The organism is Streptomyces sp. NBC_00442, assembly GCF_036014195.1.
Taxonomy (GTDB): Bacteria; Actinomycetota; Actinomycetes; order Streptomycetales; family Streptomycetaceae; genus Streptomyces.
Genome location: NZ_CP107918.1, coordinates 5,633,296 through 5,652,843, shown reverse-complemented (window position 1 = coordinate 5,652,843; position 19,548 = coordinate 5,633,296). Strand labels below are relative to the sequence as shown.

Sequence of the window (19,548 nt, the reverse complement as noted above, 5' to 3'; positions counted from 1 at the left end):
CAAGAGTGACGCACTACATGCGCGCATCCGACAGCGCATGTACAGCAGGCGAAGACCTCACGCAGGGGGTTACATGAGAACCAGCCGCGCCAGGCGGCGCGCCGGTATGAGCATGGCAGCGACACTGCCCTTGCTCGCCGGCGCGCTCGCCCTCGGCATACCGTCCGCCCAGGCGGCCGACCCGGTCCCGAGCGGACGGGCGGCCCTCGCGGGCACCCAGCCCGTCTGGGCCACCGGCTCCGCCGACCAGGGTGCGACGGCCGCATCCACCAAGGTCAACGCCCGGGTCTACCTCGCCGGGCGGGACGCGAAGGGCCTCGACGCATACGCCGCGGCCGTGTCCGACCCGCAGTCGGCGTCGTACGGCAAGTACCTCAGCGCCGCTCAGGCGCAGCAGCGCTTCGGCGCGACCCAGGAGCAGATCGACGCGGTCACCACGTGGCTGAAGTCGTCCGGACTGACCATCACGGGCTCCAACCAGCACTACATCTCGGTGTCGGGTGACGCGGCCGCCACGCAGAAGGCGTTCGCCACTCAGCTGCACAACTTCCGCAAGTCGGGCCGCACTTACCGTGCCCCGGCCAAGAACGCCTCCGCGCCGAACGCGCTCGCGGGCGCCGTTCTGACGGTGACCGGCCTGGACAACGCGCCGCACCAGTCGACGCACCAGGACACCCTTCCGGGTCCGGGCGCCGGCTTCCGCAACGCGGGTCCGTTCTCCACGTACTACGGCTCGAACGTCGCCAAGACGCTGCCGGACGCGTACGGCACGAAGATCCCGTACGCGGTGCACGGCTACACCGGCGAGCAGCTGCGGGCGGCGTACGGCGCGGGCAAGTACACCGGCAAGGGCGTGACGGTGGCGATCACCGACGCGTACGCCTCGCCGACGATGGCGTCGGACGCCGCGAAGTACGCCAAGCGCAACGGTGACAAGGCCTACAAGACGGGCCAGTACACCGAGGTCCTGCCGGCGGACTACAACAGCACGGAGGCGTGTGGCGCGTCCGGCTGGTACGGCGAGGAGTCCCTCGACGTCGAGGCCGTGCACGCGGTCGCCCCGGACGCGAACATCGTGTACGTGGGCGGCGCGTCCTGCAACGACCCGGATCTGCTCGACGCCCTCAACAAGGTCGTCGACCGGCACCTGGCCGACATCGTCTCCAACTCGTGGGGCGACATCGAGGCCAATGAGACCCCGGACTCCGCGGCCGCGTACGACCAGACGTTCAAGCTCGGCGCGATCGAGGGCATCGGCTTCTACTTCTCCTCCGGCGACAACGGCGACGAGGTCGCCAACACCGGCAAGAAGCAGGTCGACACCCCGGCCAACTCGGCGTGGGTGACGGCGGTCGGCGGTACCTCGCTGGCGGTCGGCAAGAACGACAAGTACCAGTTCGAGACCGGCTGGGGCACCGAGAAGGCCGCCCTGTCCGCGGACGGCAAGAGCTGGACGAACTTCCCCGGCGCCTACACCGGCGGCGCGGGCGGCGGCACCAGCGGCACCGTGAAGCAGCCGTTCTACCAGCACGGCGTCGTGCCGGACTCGCTGGCGAAGGCGAACGGCGCGACCCGGATGCGTACGGTTCCGGACATCGCGGCCGTGGCCGACCCCAACACCGGCTTCCTGGTGGGCCAGACGCAGTCGTGGCCCGACAAGTCGGTCAAGTACGACGAGTACCGCATCGGCGGCACCTCGCTGGCCGCGCCGGTCACCGCGGGCATCCAGGCCCTCGCCCAGCAGGCCAAGCGCTCCCCGATCGGGTTCGCGAACCCGTCGATCTACGAGCGCTTCGACTCGCGGCTCTACCACGACGTGACGGACCACCCGCTGGGTGCGAGCCGTAACCTCGCGGTCGCCCGGGTCGACTTCGCCAACAGCGTCGACGCGTCCGGGGGCCTTCTGACCTCGGTGCGCTCGCTCGGCAAGGACGCCTCGCTCGTCGCGACGCGCGGCTACGACGACGTGACGGGCGTGGGCTCGCCCGCCCCCGGCTACGTCGCCTCGTACGCCAACCCGTTCCGCCGCTAGTCCCTTACGAGGGTTCGCCCCGCCCTTCGGCCACGTGGTGGCCGGGGGGCGGGGCGGTCTGTTTTTCACCGCCCCGCCCCCGTAGCGCGCCTTGAGGCACCCCGGGCCTTCAGGGGCGCGGGGGAACTGCGCGACCAGCCACGCACGGTCCGCGGCCGAACCGAACTCCCCCCGGAGGGTCTAGGGAAGGGGCGGGGTGGGGAAGATCGCCCCCGCCACCAGCCCCGGCGCATCCAGCATCACCAAGTGCCCTGCCCCAGCGGCCAGTTGGAACGTGGCCCCCAGCCCGGACGCGAGGGCACGGTGGCGGGTGGTCCAGGAGGGGCCCCCGGCTGCACCCGCCAGCAGCGTCACCGGCACGGCGGGCAGGGGCAACCGGCGCCGCAGGAGCAGCAGTTCGGCCGCCACCGCCCCGTACGTCGCGTTCTCCAGCACCATCCCCCGCATCACTCGCGACGTGCGATAGCACAGCCGCACCAGATCCCGCGGGGCCGGATCCCCGCCCCCCGTACGGGACATCCGCACCGTGGCCCGGCGCGCGGCCGGGCCGAGCGCCGCCGGGATCCCCGTGCGGCATAGCACCGCCGCGGCGGCCCGCGCGAGGGCGAGCCGGAGGGCCGGGGCCGACGGAGGCCGGGCGTGTTCCTCGATGCTGGAGTCGACCAGGACGAGCCGCGCCGTGCGGGCCGGATACAGCCGCGCGAAGGCCTCCGCGTGGAAGCCCGCGATGGAGTGGCCGGCCACCGTGACGGGACCGGCGATGCCCAGCGCGTCCAGGAGCCCGGCGATCCGGTGCGCCTCCCCCGCGGCGGTCGGCGGCACGAGCGCCGGCCCGGAGAGCCCGTGCCCGGGGCGGTCGAACCGTACGACCGTGTGGTGCGGGGCCAGGAGCGGCACCACGGGGTCCCAGTCGAACCAGCTCATGCCGAGCCCGGCGCTGAGCACCACCACCGGGCCCGCCCCCTCCACCACCACGTGGTGCGCCACCCCTCCCACGTTCAGGAACACCCGCACGCCCGCTCCTCCCGTGCCACGCTCCACGCCAGTACCGCGAGCCACAGCGCCACCAGGAGGACCTGAAGGCGCTGGCCCGCGCCGAGCGCCCAGGTGCCCCGGCCCGCCTGGAAGGCGGCGACCGAGGCCAACGTCCAGGCGGTGGCGAGGAGTTCGAGGCCGACGAGGGCCGGGCCGAGGGGCGCGTCCAGCGGCCGCCACCACCCGTAGCGGCGGGCCGCCACGGTGAGGGCGACGACGGCCACCAGCGCGCCCGTCATCGCGAGGCTGCTGCTCACCGCGTGCGCGGTGTGCGTCGCGGGGACCAGGCCCGCCGTCTCGCGGGCCTGGCAGACCGGGTCGGCGGTCGGGGCGCAGCTCAACGGGAGCCGGGAGTCGAGGGCGGTGGCGGCGCCGAAGAGCGCGAGGCCGGACCAGCCGGCCAACGACCAGGGCCGCCGGTCGCAGCGCAGGAGCGCGCAGACCGCGGCTGCGAGGACCAGCAGCCCCGCCGCGAGGTCGGTCGCGCGGAAGAGGCCGCCGAGCGGCTGGTCGGCGGCGGCGAGTTCGCTCACGTACGCCCGGACCGGGTCGAGGCCGGTCTGGACGAGGAGTTCGAGGACCCAGGCGGTGTAGGCGAGGGCGCCGAGCGCGAGCAGGGCGGCCACCGGCCGGGGGCGCACTCCGCTGCGGGACATGATGGGGCCGAGCGTACCGGGGCGCCGGCCACTCACCGGTGGTCCGGATGCACCCAGCTGGGCTTGCGGAACCGCAGGAAGGCGAGCGGCGCGAGGAGGCCGAGCACCAGGAGGCCGCCGCCGACGATCAGGAGGTAGCGCCACAGCGGCTGGCCGCCGAACTGGTCCGGCGGCACGAACCCGATGCACAGCGCCGCCACCGACGCCACGAACCCGATGCCCGCCACCCATGCGACGGCCGGCACGGTGAAACCGCGTTCCACCTCCGGCCGGGTCCTGCGCAGCCGGACCACGGCCACGAACATCAGCAGATAGGCGATCAGATAGATCTGCACGGTGATGACCGAGAACATCCAGTACGCGCTCGACACGTCGCCGCTGAACGCGTACAGGATGCCGATCAGGGTGGTGACGACGCCCTGGGCGACCATGATGTTCCGCGGGGCGCCGTACCGGTTCAGCCGCTGGAGGAACGGCGGCAGGTACCCCTCCTGGCGCGACAGCAGCACCAGGCCCTTGGCCGGTCCCGCGAGCCAGGTGAGCATGCCGCCGAGCGCGGCCGCCACCAGCATCACGCCGACGATCCTGGTCATCCAGCCGATGTGGAAGTGGTCGAAGAACGCCTGGAAGGCCTGCATCAGGCCCGCGGTGAGGCTCAGTTCCTCGGACGGCATGACCCAGGAGATGGCCAGGGCCGGAAGGATGAAGATCAGCAGCACCAGGCCGGTCGCGAGGAACATCGACCTGGGGTACTCGCGCTTGGGGTGGCGCAGCGAGGACACGTGGACGCCGTTCATCTCCATGCCCGCGTACGAAAGGAAGTTGTTGACGACGAGGACCAGGCTGGCGAGGCCGGTCCACGGCGGCAGCCAGTGCGAGGGGCTCATGGGAGCCGCCGACGGGTTGCCCTGGCCGAGGAAGACGAAGCCGAGGATCACCAGGACGACGCCGGGGACGAGGGTGCCGATGACGAGACCGAGGGAGCTGAGCCCGGCGACCGTCTTCGTGCCCCGGGAGGAGATCCACACCCCGGTCCAGTAGATGACGACGATGACGACGGCGACGTAGAGCCCGTTCTCGGCGAGCCTCGGGTTGATGACGTACGCGAAGGTCGAGGCGACGTAGGCGAGCAGGCTCGGGTAGTAGGCGATCGTCATGGCGAACTGGCACCAGACGGCGAGGAAGCCGAGCGGTTTGCCGAGCGCCTCGCTCACCCAGCGGTAGATGCCGCCGGTCCAGCCGGAGGCCAGCTCCGCGCCGACCAGGGCGGTGGGGAGCAGGAAGACGACGGCCGGCAGGAGGTAGAGGAAGACGGCGGCCAGGCCGTAGATGGCCATCGAGGGCGACGGGCGCAGGCTCGCGACGGACGCCGTCGTCATCAGGCCGAGCGTCACCCAGGAGATGAACCGCCGTGTGGTCCCTTCGTCCGTGGCGACTTCTTCGTCGGAGGCATCCGTGGTCGTCATGCGCCCATGATCGGCGCGGGGGCGGGCTCGCGCACGTCGGCCGGGGCGGGCCGGGCCCCGGCCGGGGAGGCCCGGCCTCGGACCTCGGGGCGCGCCTCGGACCTGGAGGCGCGGCCTCAGACCTGGAGGCGCGCCGCGACCGGCAGATGGTCGCTGCCCGTCCTCGCCAGCGTCCAGGACGACTTCGGCTGGATGCCCTTCACCATGATCTGGTCGATGCGGGCCATCGGGAACGCGGCCGGCCAGCTGAAGCCGTAGCCGTCGCCCGCGGCTCCCTGGGTGGAGCGCATCTGCGCGGTGATGTTGTTCAGGGAGCGGTCGTTCATCGTGCCGTTGAGGTCGCCGAGCAGGATCACCTTCTGGCTGGGTTCGGCGGAGATCGCCTCGCCCAGCGTGTAGGCGCTGTTGTCCCGCTGGTTGGCGGTGAAGCCGGCGTTCAGCTTGACCCGTACGGACGGCATGTGGGCGACGTACACCGCGACGTCGCCGGTCGGGGTCTTCACGGTGGAGCGCATCGCCCGCGTCCAGCCCATCTTGATGTCGACCGGCCGGCTGTCGCTCAGCTCGTACTTGGACCACAGGCCGACCGTGCCCTGCACCGAGTGGTACGGGTAGAGGTCGGCGAGGGCCTGCTTGTACGTCGCCACCTTGTCGCCCGGGATCTCCTCGAGCGCCACGATCTGCGCGCCGGAGGCGGCGACCTGCCGGGCCGTGCCGACCGGGTCGGGGTTGTCGGCGTTGACGTTGTGGGTCGCCACGACCAGGTTGCCGCCCGCGCTCTGCTTGTCGGTGAGCAGCCCGCCGAACATGTTGAGCCAGATGATGACCGGAAGCAGCAGCGCGATCAGGGCGGTCGCCGAGCGGCGCCACAGCGCGAGGCCGAGCAGGACCGGCACGAACACGCCGAGCCAGGGCAGGAAGGTCTCGGAGAGCGAGCCGAGGTTGCCGACCGAGTTGGGAATGTGCGAGTGCAGGATCATCACGAGGGCGATCACGACGGCGATGGCGGTGAGCGCCATCCCTCGGCGCCAGATCCCGGGGTCGCCGCGCCAGCCGTCGAGCAGGCGTTGGAACCGGGACCGGGTGCGCTCGTCCTCCGCGCTTCCGTCGCCCGTCTCCGTCATGTACGCCCGCGCCATACCGCTGTCCTCACTGCTGTTCTCGCACACCGTTCCCCGCTGTTCGACCCTAGGCGAAAACGGGGCGGCCTTCCCTGCCGTCGCGCTCCTCGCACGACATCTCCACGGCCAGCAGGACGAACGGGCGCGGTGCGGGGTTCCAGGTCGGAGCCGTGCGCGGGGCCCTGTGACACAACGCGCACATTCAACGGGCCGGGCGCAGCCCTTCGAGGACGGCGTCGACGATGTGCTCGGCGAGCTCGGGTCCCGGCAGTTCGGCGTCGGGCCGCCACAGGGTGCGCACCAGCATCGGGGCGACCAGGAGGTCACCGACCAGATCGACGTCGATGTCCGCGCGGATCTCCCCGTTCTCGATGCCCCGCCGCAGCACCTCGTCGAGGAGCCGGCGGCGGGGATCGACGACCAGGCTGTGGTACTTGGACCAGAGCTTGGGATAGCTCTGCATCTGGGCGAAGACGTTGTGCAGCAGGGCGGAGGACCGCTTGGCCGCGCCCCGCAGCCGTACGTTGTCGACGGTGGCGACGAGGTCGCCCCGCAGGGAGTGGCCGGGCAGCGGCGGGCTCGGCGACTCCATGGACCGGACGACCTCGACGTACAGCTCCTCCTTGCCGGCCCAGCGCCGGTAGATGGTGGCCTTGCCGACGCCTGCGGTGCGGGCGATGCGTTCGATGGAGAGCTCGGCGAGCGGTACGCCTTCTTCCAGCAGCGCGATCACGGCTTCCAGGATCTGGCGCTCCACGGCTTCGGAGCGGGGCCGCCCGCGCCGTGGTTCGCCGTGCTTGTGCTGGTCGTCCATCAGGGTCACGCCCGCTCCGCTTCTCCTCGCCGACCCCCGATTGTCCCAAAGGCCCTGGGGCGTGTCGTCGACGTCCCGTCCGGCCGGCGGGCGGACGACGCCACTTCGAAGACACTCCCTAGCGGCGGGCGGCCTCGGTGGGACGGTCCTGCTCCGTGGGGGAAGCGGCCGCGGGCGGCTTCGGCGGCAGGAACAGGGCGACGACGACCGCGCCGAGCAGCGCCACCCCGGACGAGGCGAGGGCGGTGATGTGCATGGCGTGGATGAAGGCGTCGTGGGCCGGGCCGATCAGGGCCTTGCCCGCGGGGCCCATCCGCTCGGCGATGCCGAGGGTCGCCTCGATGGATTCGCCGGCCGCCTTGCGCGCCCCTTCGGGGACGGCGCCGAGGTGGCCCTCGATGTCGCCGCGGTACACGGTGGAGAGCAGCGAGCCGAGCACGGCCACACCGAGCGCGCCGCCGACCTGGCGGAAGGTGTTGTTGACCGCGGAGCCCGAGCCGGCCTTCTCGCGCGGCAGCGACTGCATGATGGAGACGGTGACGGGCGGCATGATGTGCGCCATTCCGGTGCCCTGGAGGAAGAAGACGACCTCCATGAGCCAGATCGGGGTGTTCGCGTCGAACAGGCCGAAGGCGGCGAGGCCGATGGCCACCAGGATCAGTCCGGCGGTGCAGACGGCGCGCGCGCCGAACCGGTCGACGACGAGCCGGGCGCGCGGCGCGAAGAGCATCTGGGCGACGGCGAGCGGCAGGATGAGGAGCCCGGACTGCAGGGCGCTGTAGCCGCGCACGCTCTGCATGTAGAAGACGGAGAAGAAGGTCACGCCCATCAGCGCGAAGAAGGTCAGTGCGATGGCGACGACGGCGGCCGAGAAGGCGGGCTTCTTGAAGTAGCCGATGTCGATGGCGGGGTGGTCGCAGCGCTTCTCGTACACGACGAAGGCCACCAGGACCGCGATGCCGCCCAGGATCGTGGCGAGCACCGTCGGATCGGTGAAGTCCGCGAGTTCGCCGCCGTGGATGATGCCGTACACGAGCAGCACGAGACCCACGACGGACAGCAGCACGCCCACCGGGTCGAGCTTGCCGGGGCTCGGGTCCTTGGAGTCCGGGACGAGCACGACCATCGCGATCAGCGCGATGATCACGACGGGCACGTTGACGAGGAAGACCGAGCCCCACCAGAAGTGCTGGAGCAGGACGCCGCCGGTGATCGGGCCGATCGCGATGGCGAGGCCCACGCCGCCGGCCCAGATGCCGATCGCCTTGGGCTGCTCGTCGCGCTCGAAGACGTTCATCAGGACGGCGAGGGTGGCGGGCATCACGAAGGCGCCGCCGAGGCCCATCAGGGCGCGGAACGCGATGAGCTGGTCCGGGGAGTTGGAGAAGGCCGCGAGCACCGAGCCGAGGCCGAAGACGGTGATGCCGAAGAGCAGGATCTTCTTGCGGCCGAGCCGGTCGCCGAGCAGTCCCGAGGTGAAGAGCAGTCCGGCGAAGACGAGCGTATAGGCGTTGATCGCCCACTCCAGCTCGCTCTGGGTGGCGCCGAGACCGGTGGGTGCGGGGCTCGCGATCGTCTTGACGGCGACGTTGAGGATCGAGTTGTCCAGGACGACGATCAGCAGGCTGAGCATCAGGACGGCGAGGATCGCCCAGCGTCGGCGGTGGACGGCTTCGGGTATCCGGGGGGCGGCCGGGGCGCCGGACGCGGCAGGCGTGGTTGACATGTGCACCAGCGTAAATCAATTTCGATACGGCGCCGTCTCGTATAGGGAGTCTTTGCTCACGGCACCGCGCCGATGTGGCTTCGCGTCACACCCACTTCCCGGCGGGGGGCACGGGATGCCACCATGGATGTGGTCCGGAGACGCCGTGAGGGCGCTTCGAGATGACGAACAGGAGCCGTTGCGATGACGCAACACGTTCAGGCTGCCCAGAACCAGAAGGCTTCCGACAGCAGCGATCCCAAGGCGCTGTACGGAGGCAAGGGCACTCGGCGCATCACCGTGCACGACATCGCCGCCGCCAAGGCGCGCGGCGAGAAGTGGCCCATGCTCACCGCCTACGACGCGATGACCGCGTCCGTCTTCGACGAGGCCGGCATCCCGGTCCTGCTCGTGGGCGACTCGATGGGCAACTGCCACCTCGGATACGAGACGACCGTCCCGGTCACTCTGGACGAGATCACCATGCTGTCCGCGGCCGTCGTGCGGGGCACCTCGCGCTCCCTCGTCGTGGCCGACCTGCCCTTCGGCTCGTACCAGGAGGGTCCGGTACAGGCGCTGCGCAGCGCCATGCGCCTGGTCAAGGACGCGGGCGTCGGCGCGGTCAAGCTGGAGGGCGGCGAGCGCAGCCACGAGCAGATCCGGCTGCTCGTCGACTCCGGCATTCCCGTCATGGGCCACGTCGGCCTCACGCCGCAGTCGGTGAACACCCTGGGCTACCGGGTGCAGGGCCGTGGCGACGAGGCGGCGCACCAGCTGCTGCGCGACGCCAAGGCGGTCCAGGACGCGGGCGCCTTCGCCCTCGTGCTCGAACTGGTCCCCGCGGAGCTCGCCGCCGAGGTGACCCGCAACCTGCACATCCCGACGGTGGGCATCGGCGCGGGCGCCGCGTGCGACGCGCAGGTGCTGGTCTACACCGACATGGTGGGCCTCACGCCCGGCAGGACCCCGCGCTTCACCAAGCAGTACATGAACCTGCGCGAGTCCCTCGGGAACGCGGCGAAGGCGTTCGCCGGAGAGGTCGTCGGCGGGGCGTTCCCCGCCGAGGAGCACACCTTCCACTGACCGTCGCTCCCCCTTCAGCCACTGCGGTCACGACGACAGTCCGCCGACTTCCCCCATCGGCGGGCTGTCCGTCGTCTGTCGGCCGGCTGTCGGCGGATTGTCGGTGGCACCTGGCACCTTGGTGTCCATGACGCGAATCGACAAGAAGTTCAGCAGCAACGGGGACGGCACGGCCGGTGCCGGCACAGCCGTCTCCGTACGGGGGCTGGTGAAGCACTTCGGCGACACCAAGGCGCTGGACGGCGTCGACCTGGACGTCCGCGAGGGCACCGTGCTCGGTGTCCTCGGGCCGAACGGCGCCGGCAAGACCACGCTCGTGCGCTGTCTGTCCACCCTGCTCGTGCCGGACGCCGGAACCGCGGTGGTGGCCGGGTACGACGTGGTGAGGCAGCCCCGCCAGCTGCGCCGCACCATCGGCCTGACCGGGCAGTACGCCTCGGTCGACGAGAAGCTCTCCGGCCGCGAGAACCTGTACATGATCGGCCGGCTGCTCGACCTGTCCCGCAAGGACGCCCGCTCCCGCGCCGACGAGCTCCTGGAGCGCTTCTCGCTCACGGACGCCGCCAAGCGGCCCGCGCTGACGTACTCGGGCGGCATGCGCCGCAGGCTCGACCTGGCCGCCTCCATGATCGGCCAGCCGGCCGTGCTGTACCTGGACGAGCCGACCACGGGGCTGGACCCGCGCACCCGCAACGAGGTGTGGGACGAGGTGCGCCGCATGGTCGCCGAGGGCTCCACGGTGCTGCTGACCACGCAGTACATGGAGGAGGCCGAGCAGCTGGCGGGTGAGCTGACCGTCATCGACCGCGGCAAGGTCATCGCCAACGGCGAGGTCGACGAGCTCAAGGCACGGGTCGGCGGCCGCACCCTGCAGATCCGGCCCACCGACCCGGAGCAGCTGGGTGCGATGGCGCGGGCCGTCACCGAGGCGGGCCTCGCCGGGATCTCGGGCACCCAGGTGGTGCCCGACGAGAGCGTGCTCAACGTGCCGATCCTCAGCGACGAGCAACTGACGGCCGTTGTCGGCCTGTTGGGGGCGCACGGCTACGGCATCGCCCACATAGGCACCCACCTTCCCAGCCTGGACGAGGTGTTCCTGGCCATCACCGGCCAGAAGACCGCCGATTCCCAGGACGCCACCCGTGAGACCGAGGAGGTCGCGGCATGAGCACCACCACCACTGCCACCGTCAACGCGCCTGCCCAGCAGACCCCTCCGGCCCCGCGGCCGGCCGCCGGCTCCGGAGACCCGCGGATCGGTCTGCGCGCCAACCTGCGCCACATCGGCGCCCTGGCGCGCCGCAACATGCTTCAGATCAAGGCCGACCCGGAGTCGATGTTCGACGCCGTGCTGATGCCGATCATCTTCGTGCTGCTCTTCGTGTACGTCTTCGGCGGCGCCATGTTCGGCGACGGCAACCGCGGCCAGTACGTCAACTACCTGGTGCCCGGCCTGATGGCGATGATGGGCCTGAACATCGCGATGGCGGTCGGCACCGGCGTCAACGACGACTTCAAGAAGGGGGTGATGGACCGGTTCCGGACGATGCCCATCGCCCGGTCGTCCGTCCTCATCGCGAAGATGGTCGTCGAGGTCGGCCGCATGCTGGTGGCGACCACGATCCTGCTGGTCATGGGCTTCATCCTGGGGCTCAGCATCAACACATCGGTGTGGGGCCTGTTCGCCGCCATCGGCCTGTCGCTCGTCTTCGGCGCCTCCCTCATGTGGATCTTCATCCTGCTCGGACTCACCATGAAGACGGTCCAGGCCGTCCAGGGAGTGGCCATGCTCGTGCTGATGCCGCTGCAGTTCGGTTCGTCCATCTTCGCCAGGCCGACCACGATGCCGGGCTGGCTCCAGTCCTTCACCGACTACAACCCGCTGTCCAATCTGGCGGACGCGGCGCGCGGCCTGATGACCGGCGGCCCCGTCGCCCACTCCGCACTGATGACGCTCGCCTGGTCGGCGGGGATCACGCTAGTGATGGCTCCGCTGGCGGTCGCCAAGTTCCGCAAGCGCACCTGACAGCGCAAGCGCGCATTCACTGTTGACGGTGCGTCAGCTCTTGCGATCGCGTCGCACCAGGGCGGTGGCCTCCTCCACGGAGAGGCCGCCGCCTTCGGCGTACGCGGCGACGTACGCACGGTCGTCGAGCACGGCGCGCGCGGCGCGCTCCGCGGATGCGCGCTGCTCCACCTCGACGGGCGAGGAGAAGTGGCCGGCGGGGAGCAGGGCGTCGTGCACGCCGATCAGGCGGGCCGCGTCCGTGCCGTGGTCGGCGCCCAGTCCGGCGAACGCCCAGGCCGCGCTGAGGAGTTGGATGGCGGGCATCTCGGGCGCCACCATCCGCGCGAGCGGCTCGTCGGCGCGCTCGAGCGCGGCCACCGCGTCGGCCAGCGCGTCGGCGAACCGGCCCTGCTCATTGCCGAGCCAGGCCCGCACACCGAGGACGAACCCCTCGAACAGCATGAGCGTGGCGGAGCCGAAGTCGCGCAGCATCACCTCGACCTGCTCGCGCGCCTCGTCGAACCGGCGGGTGCGGCCCAGCCACACGGTCAGGACGAGCCGGGCCGCGAGCCGCGCCTCGACGCCCGAGCGGCGGTCGTCGGTGAGGATCTCGCGCAGCATCGTCTCGCCGCGCTCCTCCTCCCCCGTCTCCAGGAGCATGCCCGCGAGCCTGGCCCTGAGCAGAATCACCTGGGCGTGCGCGCCGAGCTGCTCGGCGTAGCGCAGGGCGGCCGCGAAGTCCTCGGCGGCCAGGGCGAATTCGCCGCGCTTCTCGCGCGCCTCGCCGCGGGCGGCCAGCGCCTCGGCAGCGCCCCAGGCGTCCCCGAGGCGCCGGAACATCGCGAGGCTGGCGTCGGCATCGCCGGCCGCGTCGCCCGACCAGACGGTGCGGTTGGCGAGGACGTTGGCGCGCATCTGGAGGGCGGCGGCCAGCTCCCACTCGTAACCGAACTCCTCGCAGGCCCGCACCGTCTCGTCGAGGACCGTCTGCAGGAGTTCCTGGTCGCCGGTGAGGACGACGGGGAAGAACCAGAGCGAGCCGGGCACGCGGCAGGTCTGCGGCAGGCCGGGCCGGTAGGCCGCGGCGATCACGCGGATCCGCTCCATGGCCTCCGGGGAGGCCCACACGTCCGCGTCGTGGTCCATGGAGGCCACCTGGACCAGGTGCACCCCGCGCCGCGCCTCTTCCAGCACGTCGGGAGCCATGGGCGGCGGAGCGTCCGTGCAGCACACGCGCACCGGCGGTACGGGCGCCACGGGCGGCGCGAACGGGTCGGGGCCGAGGCTCGCCGCCTCCTGCGCCCAGTGCCGCGATTCGACGCGCTGGTCGCGCATCTGCCAGTACCAGAGCATGGTGTGCACGAGGCAGAGCGCCTCCTGCTCGTCGCGCAGCGCGACGGCGCGTCGCAGCGCGGTGCGCACGTTCTCGTACTCGCGCTCCAGGCGGTCGATCGCCTCACGCTGTCCGGGCCCGCGCAGCTCGCGGTCGGTGCGGCGGGCCAGCTCGCGGTAGTACGTGAGGTGGCGCCGCTCGGCGCCGGCGCGGTCACCGGCGTCGTCGAGGCGCTCCCCCGCGTATTCGGCGACGGTTTCGAGCAGCCGGTAGCGCATCCGGCCGGCGTCGTCGGGCGCGGCCACGACGAGCGACTTGTCGACGAGCGAGCCGAGCACGTCGGGCACGTCGTGGGCGCCGACCGCGGCAACCTCCCCGGGCGGGCCGTCCTGCGCGCACACCGCTTCGGCGGCCTCCAGGTCGCAGCCGCCCGCGAAGACGGCGAGCCGGCCGAGCGCGGCGCGCTCGGCCGCTTCGAGGAGTTCCCAGGACCAGTCGACAACGGCCCGCAGGGTCTGCTGGCGGGGCAGCACGGTGCGGCTGCCGCTGGTGAGCAGCCGGAAGCGGTCGTCGAGCCGGTCCGCGATCTGACGGGGTGTCAGCATGCGTAGGCGTGCGGCGGCCAGCTCGATGGCGAGCGGCAGGCCGTCCAGGCGCCGGCAGATCTCGGCGGCGGCCTCCGGGTCGTCGTCGACGCGGAAGCCGGGCCTGGCGGACGCGCCCCGCTCGGCGAACAGCCGCAGCGCGAAGGGCGCGGCGAGCGGTTCGACGGGGCGCACCAACTCGCCCGGCACGCCCAGCGGTTCACGGCTGGTGGCGAGGACGACCAGGTGCGGGCAGCGGGCCAGGAGGTACTCGGCGAGTTCGGCGGCCGCGCCGATCACGTGCTCGCAGTTGTCCAGGAGCAGCAGCATGCGGCGCGGCCCGCAGTGTTCGGCGAGCCGGACCAGCGCGTCGTCCGCGTGCCGGTCGACGACCCTCAGCTCCTCGGCGCCGGCCGAGTGCAGCACCGTCTTGCGGGCGCCGACGGCGGTGAGCACGGCGGCGGGCACCCCGGCCGGGTCGTCGAGTGGCGCGAGCTCGGCCAGCCACACCCCGTCCGGCCAGCGCTCCGCCGCCCCCTCGGCGGCCTCCTGCGAGAGGCGGGTCTTGCCGGCGCCGCCGGGCCCGAGCAGCGTGACGAGCCGGGCGGATCCGAGGTCGCCGCGAATGTCCACGAGTTCGGTGTCGCGTCCGACGAAGGAGGTGAGGCGGGCCCGCAGATTGCCGGGGGCCGGCGCGGGCGCGGGTGGCGGGGGCTCGGCCGGGCTGAGCAACTCGGCGTGGATGGAGCGCAGTTCGGGCCCGGGGTCGGTGCCGAGCTCGTCGGCGAGGGTGGCGCGCACGTTCTCGTACGCGGCGAGCGCCTCGGCGGGGCGGCCCGCGGAGCGCAGCGCCCGGATGCGCAGGGCGTTCAGCGGCTCGTCCAGGGGGTGGCTCCCGCACAGCGCGGCCAGCTCGGCCAGCGTCTCGTCGGCGCGGCCGAGCGCGAGCGCGGCGTCGAGCCGGAACCGGCGGGCATCGAGCCTGCGGCTGTCGGCGCGGGCGGCGAGGGCGCCGGGGTCGGGCAGGTCGGCGAGGGCGGGCCCCGCCCACAGCGCGAGCGCGTCGTCGAGCAGCGTCGCCGCCTTCGCCGCGTCGCCCTCCTCCAGGGCGCGGGCGCCGTCGGCGGCGAGCCGCTCGAAGCGGTGCAGGTCGATGTCGTCGGCCTCGGCGGCGAGCCCGTATCCACCGCTCTCCGCGGAGAAGACCGCGCCGTGCCCCAGACCCCGGCGCAGCCGGCCGACCAGCGCCTGGAGCGCGCCGGGGGCGTCGGCGGGCGGCTCGTCGCCCCACACCTCTGCCACCAGGACGCCCACGGGGACGGCCCGGCCCGGCCGCAGCGCGAGCGCCGTCAGGAGGGCGCGCAGCCGCGCACCGCCGACGGCGACGGGTCTGCCGTCGAGGTGATGGGCCTGGGTGTTGCCGAGAATCCGGTAGCGCACGCCTCCCATTCTCATCGACGCGGCGCCGCCCCGGGCCGCGGGCCCGGAACTCGACGGTGTTCCGCAGACGTTGGACACCCAGCCCCTGTACGGTCGGGCGCGTCCCGTCCGACCGTCCCACCAGCACTGGAGCCCACCGCATGGCCACCGCACCCTCCCGCAACCACGACCGGCGGATCAGTCCGGTCTTCCTCGGGATCGTCGCCGTCATGGCCGTCTCGGGATGGGCGGTGTGGACGAGTTACGCCTCCTCGCGCGGCCTGGCCGTCTTCCTGTTCGTGACGTCCGCCTGGGTGGTGTCGCTGTGCCTGCACGAGTACGCGCACGCCCGCACCGCGCTGCACGGCGGGGACATCACGGTCGGGGCGAAGGGCTACCTCACGCTCAATCCGCTGAAGTACACCCACGCACTGCTGTCGATCGTGCTGCCCGTCGTCTTCGTGATCATGGGCGGCATCGGCCTGCCCGGCGGTGCGGTCTTCATCGAGCGCGGGCGCATCAGGGGCCGGTGGCGGCACAGCCTGATCTCGGCCGCGGGCCCGCTCACCAACGTGCTGTTCGCGATCGTGTGCACGGCCCCGTTCTGGCTGGACGCTCTCGACGGGGTGCCGGCCGACTTCCGTGCCGCGCTGGCGTTCCTCGCGCTGCTCCAGGTGACGGCGGCGATCCTGAACTTCCTGCCGGTGCCGGGCCTCGACGGCTACGGGATCATCGAGCCGTGGCTGTCGCACGCGGCGCGGCGCCAGGTCGAGCCGTTCGCCCCGTTCGGGCTGCTCGCGGTGTTCGGGCTGCTGTGGATTCCCGAGATCAACCAGGAGTTCTTCAAGCTGGTCTACGCGATCCTGGGCGGTCTCGGGGTGTCCGACCTGGCGGCGGCGACGGGGCGCGACCTCTATCAGTTCTGGGGCGAGCTGCCGAGCCTGTCGCTCACTCCGCAGGGCTAGCGCCGACGCGCTCGACGCGGGCCCGGCGCAGGTAGTACCAGCACATGTTGGACGAGAGGCCGACGAGCAGCACCCAGACGATTCCGAGCCAGCTGCCCCGGGCGAAGGAGACCACGGCCGCGGCGACGGCGAGGACACAGACGACGAGGGCGTACAGAGCGAGGCGGGGCATGGAGGTCGGCTCCTGTCGGGTACGGCTGCTTTCGGCACTGCGGTCGAGCGGGACGAAGGCGGGCGGGTGGCGGTCGGAACGCGCGCCGGCTTGTCGACCCGCGGGGGGCGGGTCGACACGGACGGGCGGCGAGGTCCGGACGGGCGGGCACGCTCGGCGCCCGCCCGTCCAGTGTCCCCCATCGGCGCCGGCCCCCGTCCTGTGACCCGCGTGCCGGGCGGCGCGGGCGGGCTCAGACGTCGGTGACGCGCAGCCCCGCGTGCGCCTTGTACCGGCGGTTGACCGAGATCAGGTTGGCGACGAGCGACTCGACCTGGTGGGCGTTGCGCAGCCGCCCCGCGAAGACGCCCCGCATGCCGGGGATGCGGGCGGCGAGCGCCTGCACGATGTCCGTGTCGGCGCGGGCCTCGCCGAGCACCATCACGTCCGTGTCGATCTCCTCGACCGAGGCGTCCTGGAGCAGCACCGCCGACAGGTGGTGGAAGGCGGCGGTCACCCGCGAGTCCGGCAGCAGCGCGGCTGCCTGCTGGGCGGCGCTGCCCTCCTCGGGCTTCAGGGCGTACGCGCCCTGCTTGTCGAAGCCGAGCGGGTTGACGCAGTCGACGACGAGCTTGCCCGCGAGTTCCTCACGCAGCGATTCGAGGGTCTTGGCGTGGCCGTCCCACGGCACCGCCACGATCACGAGGTCGCTGCGCCGCGCGCACTCGGCGTTGTCGGCGCCCTCGACGCCGAGCCCGAGTTCGCCGGCGGCCGCCTGTGCGCGCTCGGCGGCCCGCGAGCCGATGATCACCTTCTGGCCGGCCCTGGCGAGCCGGTAGGCCAGGCCCCGGCCCTGGTCGCCGGTGCCGCCGAGCACGCCGACGACGAGTCCGGACACGTCCGGCAGCTCCCAGGGGTCCTTCGCGGCGGGCTTCGCGGGGTTCCCGGCGTTGTCAGTGGAAGTCATGACGGCGACCTTACTCGGCCGTAGCCGGGGGCTTCGTTCGGATGAGGAAGACGCGTTCCGGCCCGCGGGCACGCCCGGTGCGGCAGGCTGGCGGGCATGGATGCCGTACGGGTCGCCCTGCTGCGGGAAGTGCTCGCCGGGACGGAGTGGCTGCGGGCCACCCGCCGCTTCGCGGGCGTGCTCCGCTCCTCCGTCGTGCCGCACGGCGGCGGGCTGCTGCTGGTCGGCACCGAGGCGTACGAGCCGTGGCACCTGGCCGCGCACCTCACCGACGAGGCGGCATGGTCGGGGCTGCCCGAGCTGAGCCCGACCCTGGTGCGCCACCGCACCGAGCCGGGCGGGCCGCCCCACCTGTCGGTCGGGCTCGGCCGCCTCGAAGCGGCGCGGCGCGGCGAGACGCTGCTCGTGGTGGCGCCCGAGCGCCCCGCCGACGGCCTGCTCGAACGCGTCCACGACGCACGCCGGGCGGGCGCGACGGTGCTCGCCCTGGACGGCGGCGGCGACCGCGAGGTACGGGGCCTGGCCCACGAGCTGCTGACGGTCGCGCCGGACGCCGAACTGGACCTGGACACCGTGCAGCACCTGGTCAGCGCCGCCGCCGGCGAGAACACCCTGCCGCCGCAGCGCGGGCCGCGCCGCTTCCGCGACCGCCTGGGCCGCCTGGCCGACCAGCTGACGGCTCCGCCACCGGGACGCTGGTGACGGGCCGTGGGCGAAGGGGGGGCCGACGGCCGCGTGCCGCCCGCGCCTGCTAATTCGTTTGCGTCCGGCGCCGCGGGCCCGGAGCATGGCCGCTCGTGCCCGAACAACCTCCCGCGTCCCGCCTGCGCTCGATCCTGCCCGACCTCGCCCCCTGGCGGGCCTCCGCCGATTTCCGGCTGCTCTGGGTGCAGGGTCTGATCACCAACTTCGGCAGCTTCATGGCGATGGTCGCGCTGCCGCTGCAGATCAAGGAGCTGACGGACTCACCGCTCGCGGTGGGCGCGATGGGCGCGGTGGAACTGGTCCCGCTGGTCGTCTTCGGCCTGTACGGCGGCGCACTCGCCGACGCCGTGGACCGCCGCAAGGTCATCCTCGCCACCGAGGCGGGCCTCGGCCTGCTCGCGCTGGTCCTGCTCGTCAACGCGCTGCTCCCGAGCCCGATGCTGTGGCCGCTGTACGTGGTCGCCGCGGGCGTCTCCGCGCTCGCCGGTCTGCAACGCCCGGCGCTCGACTCGCTGATGGCCCGGATCGTCCCGCACGACCAGCTGACCGCGGCCGCCGCGCTCAACGCGCTGCGCTGGCAGCTCGGCGCGATCGCGGGACCCTCCCTCGCGGGCCTGGTCGTGGCGTACGCGGGCACGGCCACGGCGTACGCCACGACGATCGGCACCTTCACCGTGTCGGTCGTGATGTGTGCCCGCCTCACCCCGGCGCCGCCGGCCCACGACGCGAAGAAGCCGTCGCTGCGCGGCATAGCGGAGGGCGCCCGCTACGCGTGGTCGCGCCCGGTGCTGCTCGGGACCTACGCGGTCGACCTGGCCGCGATGTTCTTCGCGTTCCCGAACGCGATCTTCCCCTTCCTCGCCGACAGCCTGGACGCGAACTGGGCGCTGGGCCTGATGTACGCCGCGGGCTCGGCCGGTTCGGTGCTGCTCAGCCTCACCAGCGGCTGGACCTCGCGGGTGCGGCGGCACGGCCTGTTCGTCGTGGTCGGCGCGGTGGTCTGGGGTACGGCGATGACCGGCGCGGGGCTGCTCGGCAACATCTGGCTCGTGCTCGTCTGCCTCTGCGTGGCGGGCGCCGGCGACATGCTGAGCGGGCTCGGCCGCTCCACGATCTGGAACCAGACGATCCCGGAGGAGCTGCGGGGCCGTCTCGCCGGGATCGAGGTGCTCTCCTACAGCGTCGGCCCGCAGCTCGGGCAGGTCCGGGCGGGCGCGATGGCCGGCTGGACCGGCACCAGGACGGCGGTGTGGTCGGGCGGCGTGGCATGCGTGGCCGTGGTGGGACTCCTTGCCTCCGCCCTGCCCAAGCTCATCACCTACGACTCGTCCACCGACGAGGACGCGGCACGCCGCCGCGCGGCCGAACGGCCCACCACCACGGCGGTCTAGGGCCCCACGGCCCGTACGCGCGGCCGGGGAGAGCCAGAACGCTCCGCTGTTCGAAGCGCACTGTCTCGCCGTCGAACACCAGAAAATCTATGGCGGCCACGGTAGACATTGAGA

General features: G+C 72.5%; 16 protein-coding genes. 7 read left to right on the top strand and 9 right to left on the bottom strand.

Annotation, left to right across the window (positions count from 1 at the left end):
* Positions 1 to 112 precede the first annotated feature (112 nt).
* Positions 113 to 2,032, top strand: a complete 1,920-nt coding sequence (locus OG432_RS25355; RefSeq protein WP_328313265.1) for a S53 family peptidase — start codon at positions 113 to 115, stop codon at positions 2,030 to 2,032.
* 180 nt (positions 2,033 to 2,212) lie between these two features.
* Here the strand turns inward: OG432_RS25355 and OG432_RS25350 are convergent, their stop codons facing one another.
* From OG432_RS25350 to OG432_RS25325, 6 genes are all read right to left on the bottom strand, one after another.
* A complete protein-coding gene (locus tag OG432_RS25350; protein ID WP_328313264.1) occupies positions 2,213 to 3,046 on the bottom strand; it encodes an alpha/beta fold hydrolase in 834 nt (277 codons plus the stop codon).
* Entirely contained in the window at positions 3,031 to 3,723 is a 693-nt protein-coding gene (locus OG432_RS25345; protein WP_328313263.1) for a DUF998 domain-containing protein, read from the bottom strand. The genes OG432_RS25350 and OG432_RS25345 overlap by 16 nt, the downstream gene beginning before the upstream one ends.
* Positions 3,724 to 3,755: 32 nt before the next feature.
* Complete coding sequence (locus OG432_RS25340) at positions 3,756 to 5,189, bottom strand: APC family permease (RefSeq protein WP_328313262.1); 1,434 nt, start codon at positions 5,187 to 5,189, stop codon at positions 3,756 to 3,758.
* Positions 5,190 to 5,305: 116 nt separating this feature from the next.
* A complete protein-coding gene (locus tag OG432_RS25335) occupies positions 5,306 to 6,208 on the bottom strand; it encodes an endonuclease/exonuclease/phosphatase family protein (protein ID WP_443058603.1) in 903 nt (300 codons plus the stop codon).
* A 304-nt stretch (positions 6,209 to 6,512) separates the two neighbouring features.
* Positions 6,513 to 7,124, bottom strand: a complete 612-nt coding sequence (locus OG432_RS25330) for a TetR/AcrR family transcriptional regulator (RefSeq protein WP_328315232.1) — start codon at positions 7,122 to 7,124, stop codon at positions 6,513 to 6,515.
* Between the two features lie 118 nt (positions 7,125 to 7,242).
* Complete coding sequence (locus OG432_RS25325; protein WP_328313260.1) at positions 7,243 to 8,850, bottom strand: MFS transporter; 1,608 nt, start codon at positions 8,848 to 8,850, stop codon at positions 7,243 to 7,245.
* A gap of 183 nt (positions 8,851 to 9,033) precedes the next feature.
* On the opposite strand from OG432_RS25325, the gene panB reads away from it, so the two are divergent.
* The 3 genes from panB to OG432_RS25310 all read left to right on the top strand — a co-directional run bounded on the left by panB (position 9,034) and on the right by OG432_RS25310 (position 11,937).
* Positions 9,034 to 9,912, top strand: coding sequence for a 3-methyl-2-oxobutanoate hydroxymethyltransferase (gene panB, locus OG432_RS25320; protein WP_328313259.1), 879 nt, complete (start codon positions 9,034 to 9,036; stop codon positions 9,910 to 9,912).
* Positions 9,913 to 10,039: 127 nt separating this feature from the next.
* Positions 10,040 to 11,080 (top strand): ATP-binding cassette domain-containing protein, encoded by a 1,041-nt coding sequence (locus OG432_RS25315; protein WP_328313258.1) that lies wholly within the window; start codon positions 10,040 to 10,042, stop codon positions 11,078 to 11,080.
* The gene (locus OG432_RS25310) at positions 11,077 to 11,937 is read left to right on the top strand and encodes an ABC transporter permease (protein WP_328313257.1); all 861 of its coding nucleotides are present in this window, start codon (positions 11,077 to 11,079) and stop codon (positions 11,935 to 11,937) included. Before OG432_RS25315 ends, OG432_RS25310 begins: the two co-directional genes overlap by 4 nt.
* Positions 11,938 to 11,970: 33 nt before the next feature.
* On the opposite strand, the gene OG432_RS25305 is transcribed toward OG432_RS25310, so the two are convergent.
* Positions 11,971 to 15,285: an ATP-binding protein gene (locus OG432_RS25305; protein WP_328315231.1), complete on the bottom strand. Its 3,315-nt coding sequence runs from the start codon at positions 15,283 to 15,285 to the stop codon at positions 11,971 to 11,973.
* A gap of 131 nt (positions 15,286 to 15,416) precedes the next feature.
* On the opposite strand from OG432_RS25305, the gene OG432_RS25300 reads away from it, so the two are divergent.
* On the top strand, positions 15,417 to 16,220 hold the full coding sequence (locus tag OG432_RS25300) for a site-2 protease family protein (protein WP_328313256.1): 804 nt from the start codon (positions 15,417 to 15,419) through the stop codon (positions 16,218 to 16,220).
* Here the strand turns inward: OG432_RS25300 and OG432_RS25295 are convergent.
* Entirely contained in the window at positions 16,204 to 16,392 is a 189-nt protein-coding gene (locus OG432_RS25295; protein WP_328313255.1) for a hypothetical protein, read from the bottom strand. The genes OG432_RS25300 and OG432_RS25295 overlap by 17 nt on opposite strands.
* Positions 16,393 to 16,624: 232 nt before the next feature.
* On the bottom strand, positions 16,625 to 17,338 hold the full coding sequence (gene npdG / locus OG432_RS25290; protein WP_328313254.1) for an NADPH-dependent F420 reductase: 714 nt from the start codon (positions 17,336 to 17,338) through the stop codon (positions 16,625 to 16,627).
* A gap of 96 nt (positions 17,339 to 17,434) precedes the next feature.
* Between npdG and OG432_RS25285 the strand changes: the two genes are divergently transcribed.
* Positions 17,435 to 18,040 (top strand): hypothetical protein, encoded by a 606-nt coding sequence (locus OG432_RS25285; RefSeq protein WP_328313253.1) that lies wholly within the window; start codon positions 17,435 to 17,437, stop codon positions 18,038 to 18,040.
* A 95-nt stretch (positions 18,041 to 18,135) separates the two neighbouring features.
* Positions 18,136 to 19,434, top strand: coding sequence for an MFS transporter (locus OG432_RS25280; RefSeq protein WP_328313252.1), 1,299 nt, complete (start codon positions 18,136 to 18,138; stop codon positions 19,432 to 19,434).
* The last annotated feature ends 114 nt before the right edge of the window (positions 19,435 to 19,548 follow it).

Coding starts and splice junctions, on each gene's coding strand:
- OG432_RS25355 (WP_328313265.1), top strand. CDS start 113: ATGGCAGCGACACTGCCCTTGCTCGCCGGCGCGCTCGCCCTCGGCATA.
- OG432_RS25345 (WP_328313263.1), bottom strand. CDS start 3,723: ATGTCCCGCAGCGGAGTGCGCCCCCGGCCGGTGGCCGCCCTGCTCGCG.
- OG432_RS25340 (WP_328313262.1), bottom strand. CDS start 5,189: ATGACGACCACGGATGCCTCCGACGAAGAAGTCGCCACGGACGAAGGG.
- OG432_RS25335 (WP_443058603.1), bottom strand. CDS start 6,208: ATGGCGCTCACCGCCATCGCCGTCGTGATCGCCCTCGTGATGATCCTG.
- OG432_RS25330 (WP_328315232.1), bottom strand. CDS start 7,124: ATGGACGACCAGCACAAGCACGGCGAACCACGGCGCGGGCGGCCCCGC.
- OG432_RS25325 (WP_328313260.1), bottom strand. CDS start 8,850: ATGTCAACCACGCCTGCCGCGTCCGGCGCCCCGGCCGCCCCCCGGATA.
- panB (WP_328313259.1), top strand. CDS start 9,034: ATGACGCAACACGTTCAGGCTGCCCAGAACCAGAAGGCTTCCGACAGC.
- OG432_RS25315 (WP_328313258.1), top strand. CDS start 10,040: ATGACGCGAATCGACAAGAAGTTCAGCAGCAACGGGGACGGCACGGCC.
- OG432_RS25310 (WP_328313257.1), top strand. CDS start 11,077: ATGAGCACCACCACCACTGCCACCGTCAACGCGCCTGCCCAGCAGACC.
- OG432_RS25305 (WP_328315231.1), bottom strand. CDS start 15,285: ATGGGAGGCGTGCGCTACCGGATTCTCGGCAACACCCAGGCCCATCAC.
- OG432_RS25300 (WP_328313256.1), top strand. CDS start 15,417: ATGGCCACCGCACCCTCCCGCAACCACGACCGGCGGATCAGTCCGGTC.
- OG432_RS25295 (WP_328313255.1), bottom strand. CDS start 16,392: ATGCCCCGCCTCGCTCTGTACGCCCTCGTCGTCTGTGTCCTCGCCGTC.
- npdG (WP_328313254.1), bottom strand. CDS start 17,338: ATGACTTCCACTGACAACGCCGGGAACCCCGCGAAGCCCGCCGCGAAG.
- OG432_RS25285 (WP_328313253.1), top strand. CDS start 17,435: ATGGATGCCGTACGGGTCGCCCTGCTGCGGGAAGTGCTCGCCGGGACG.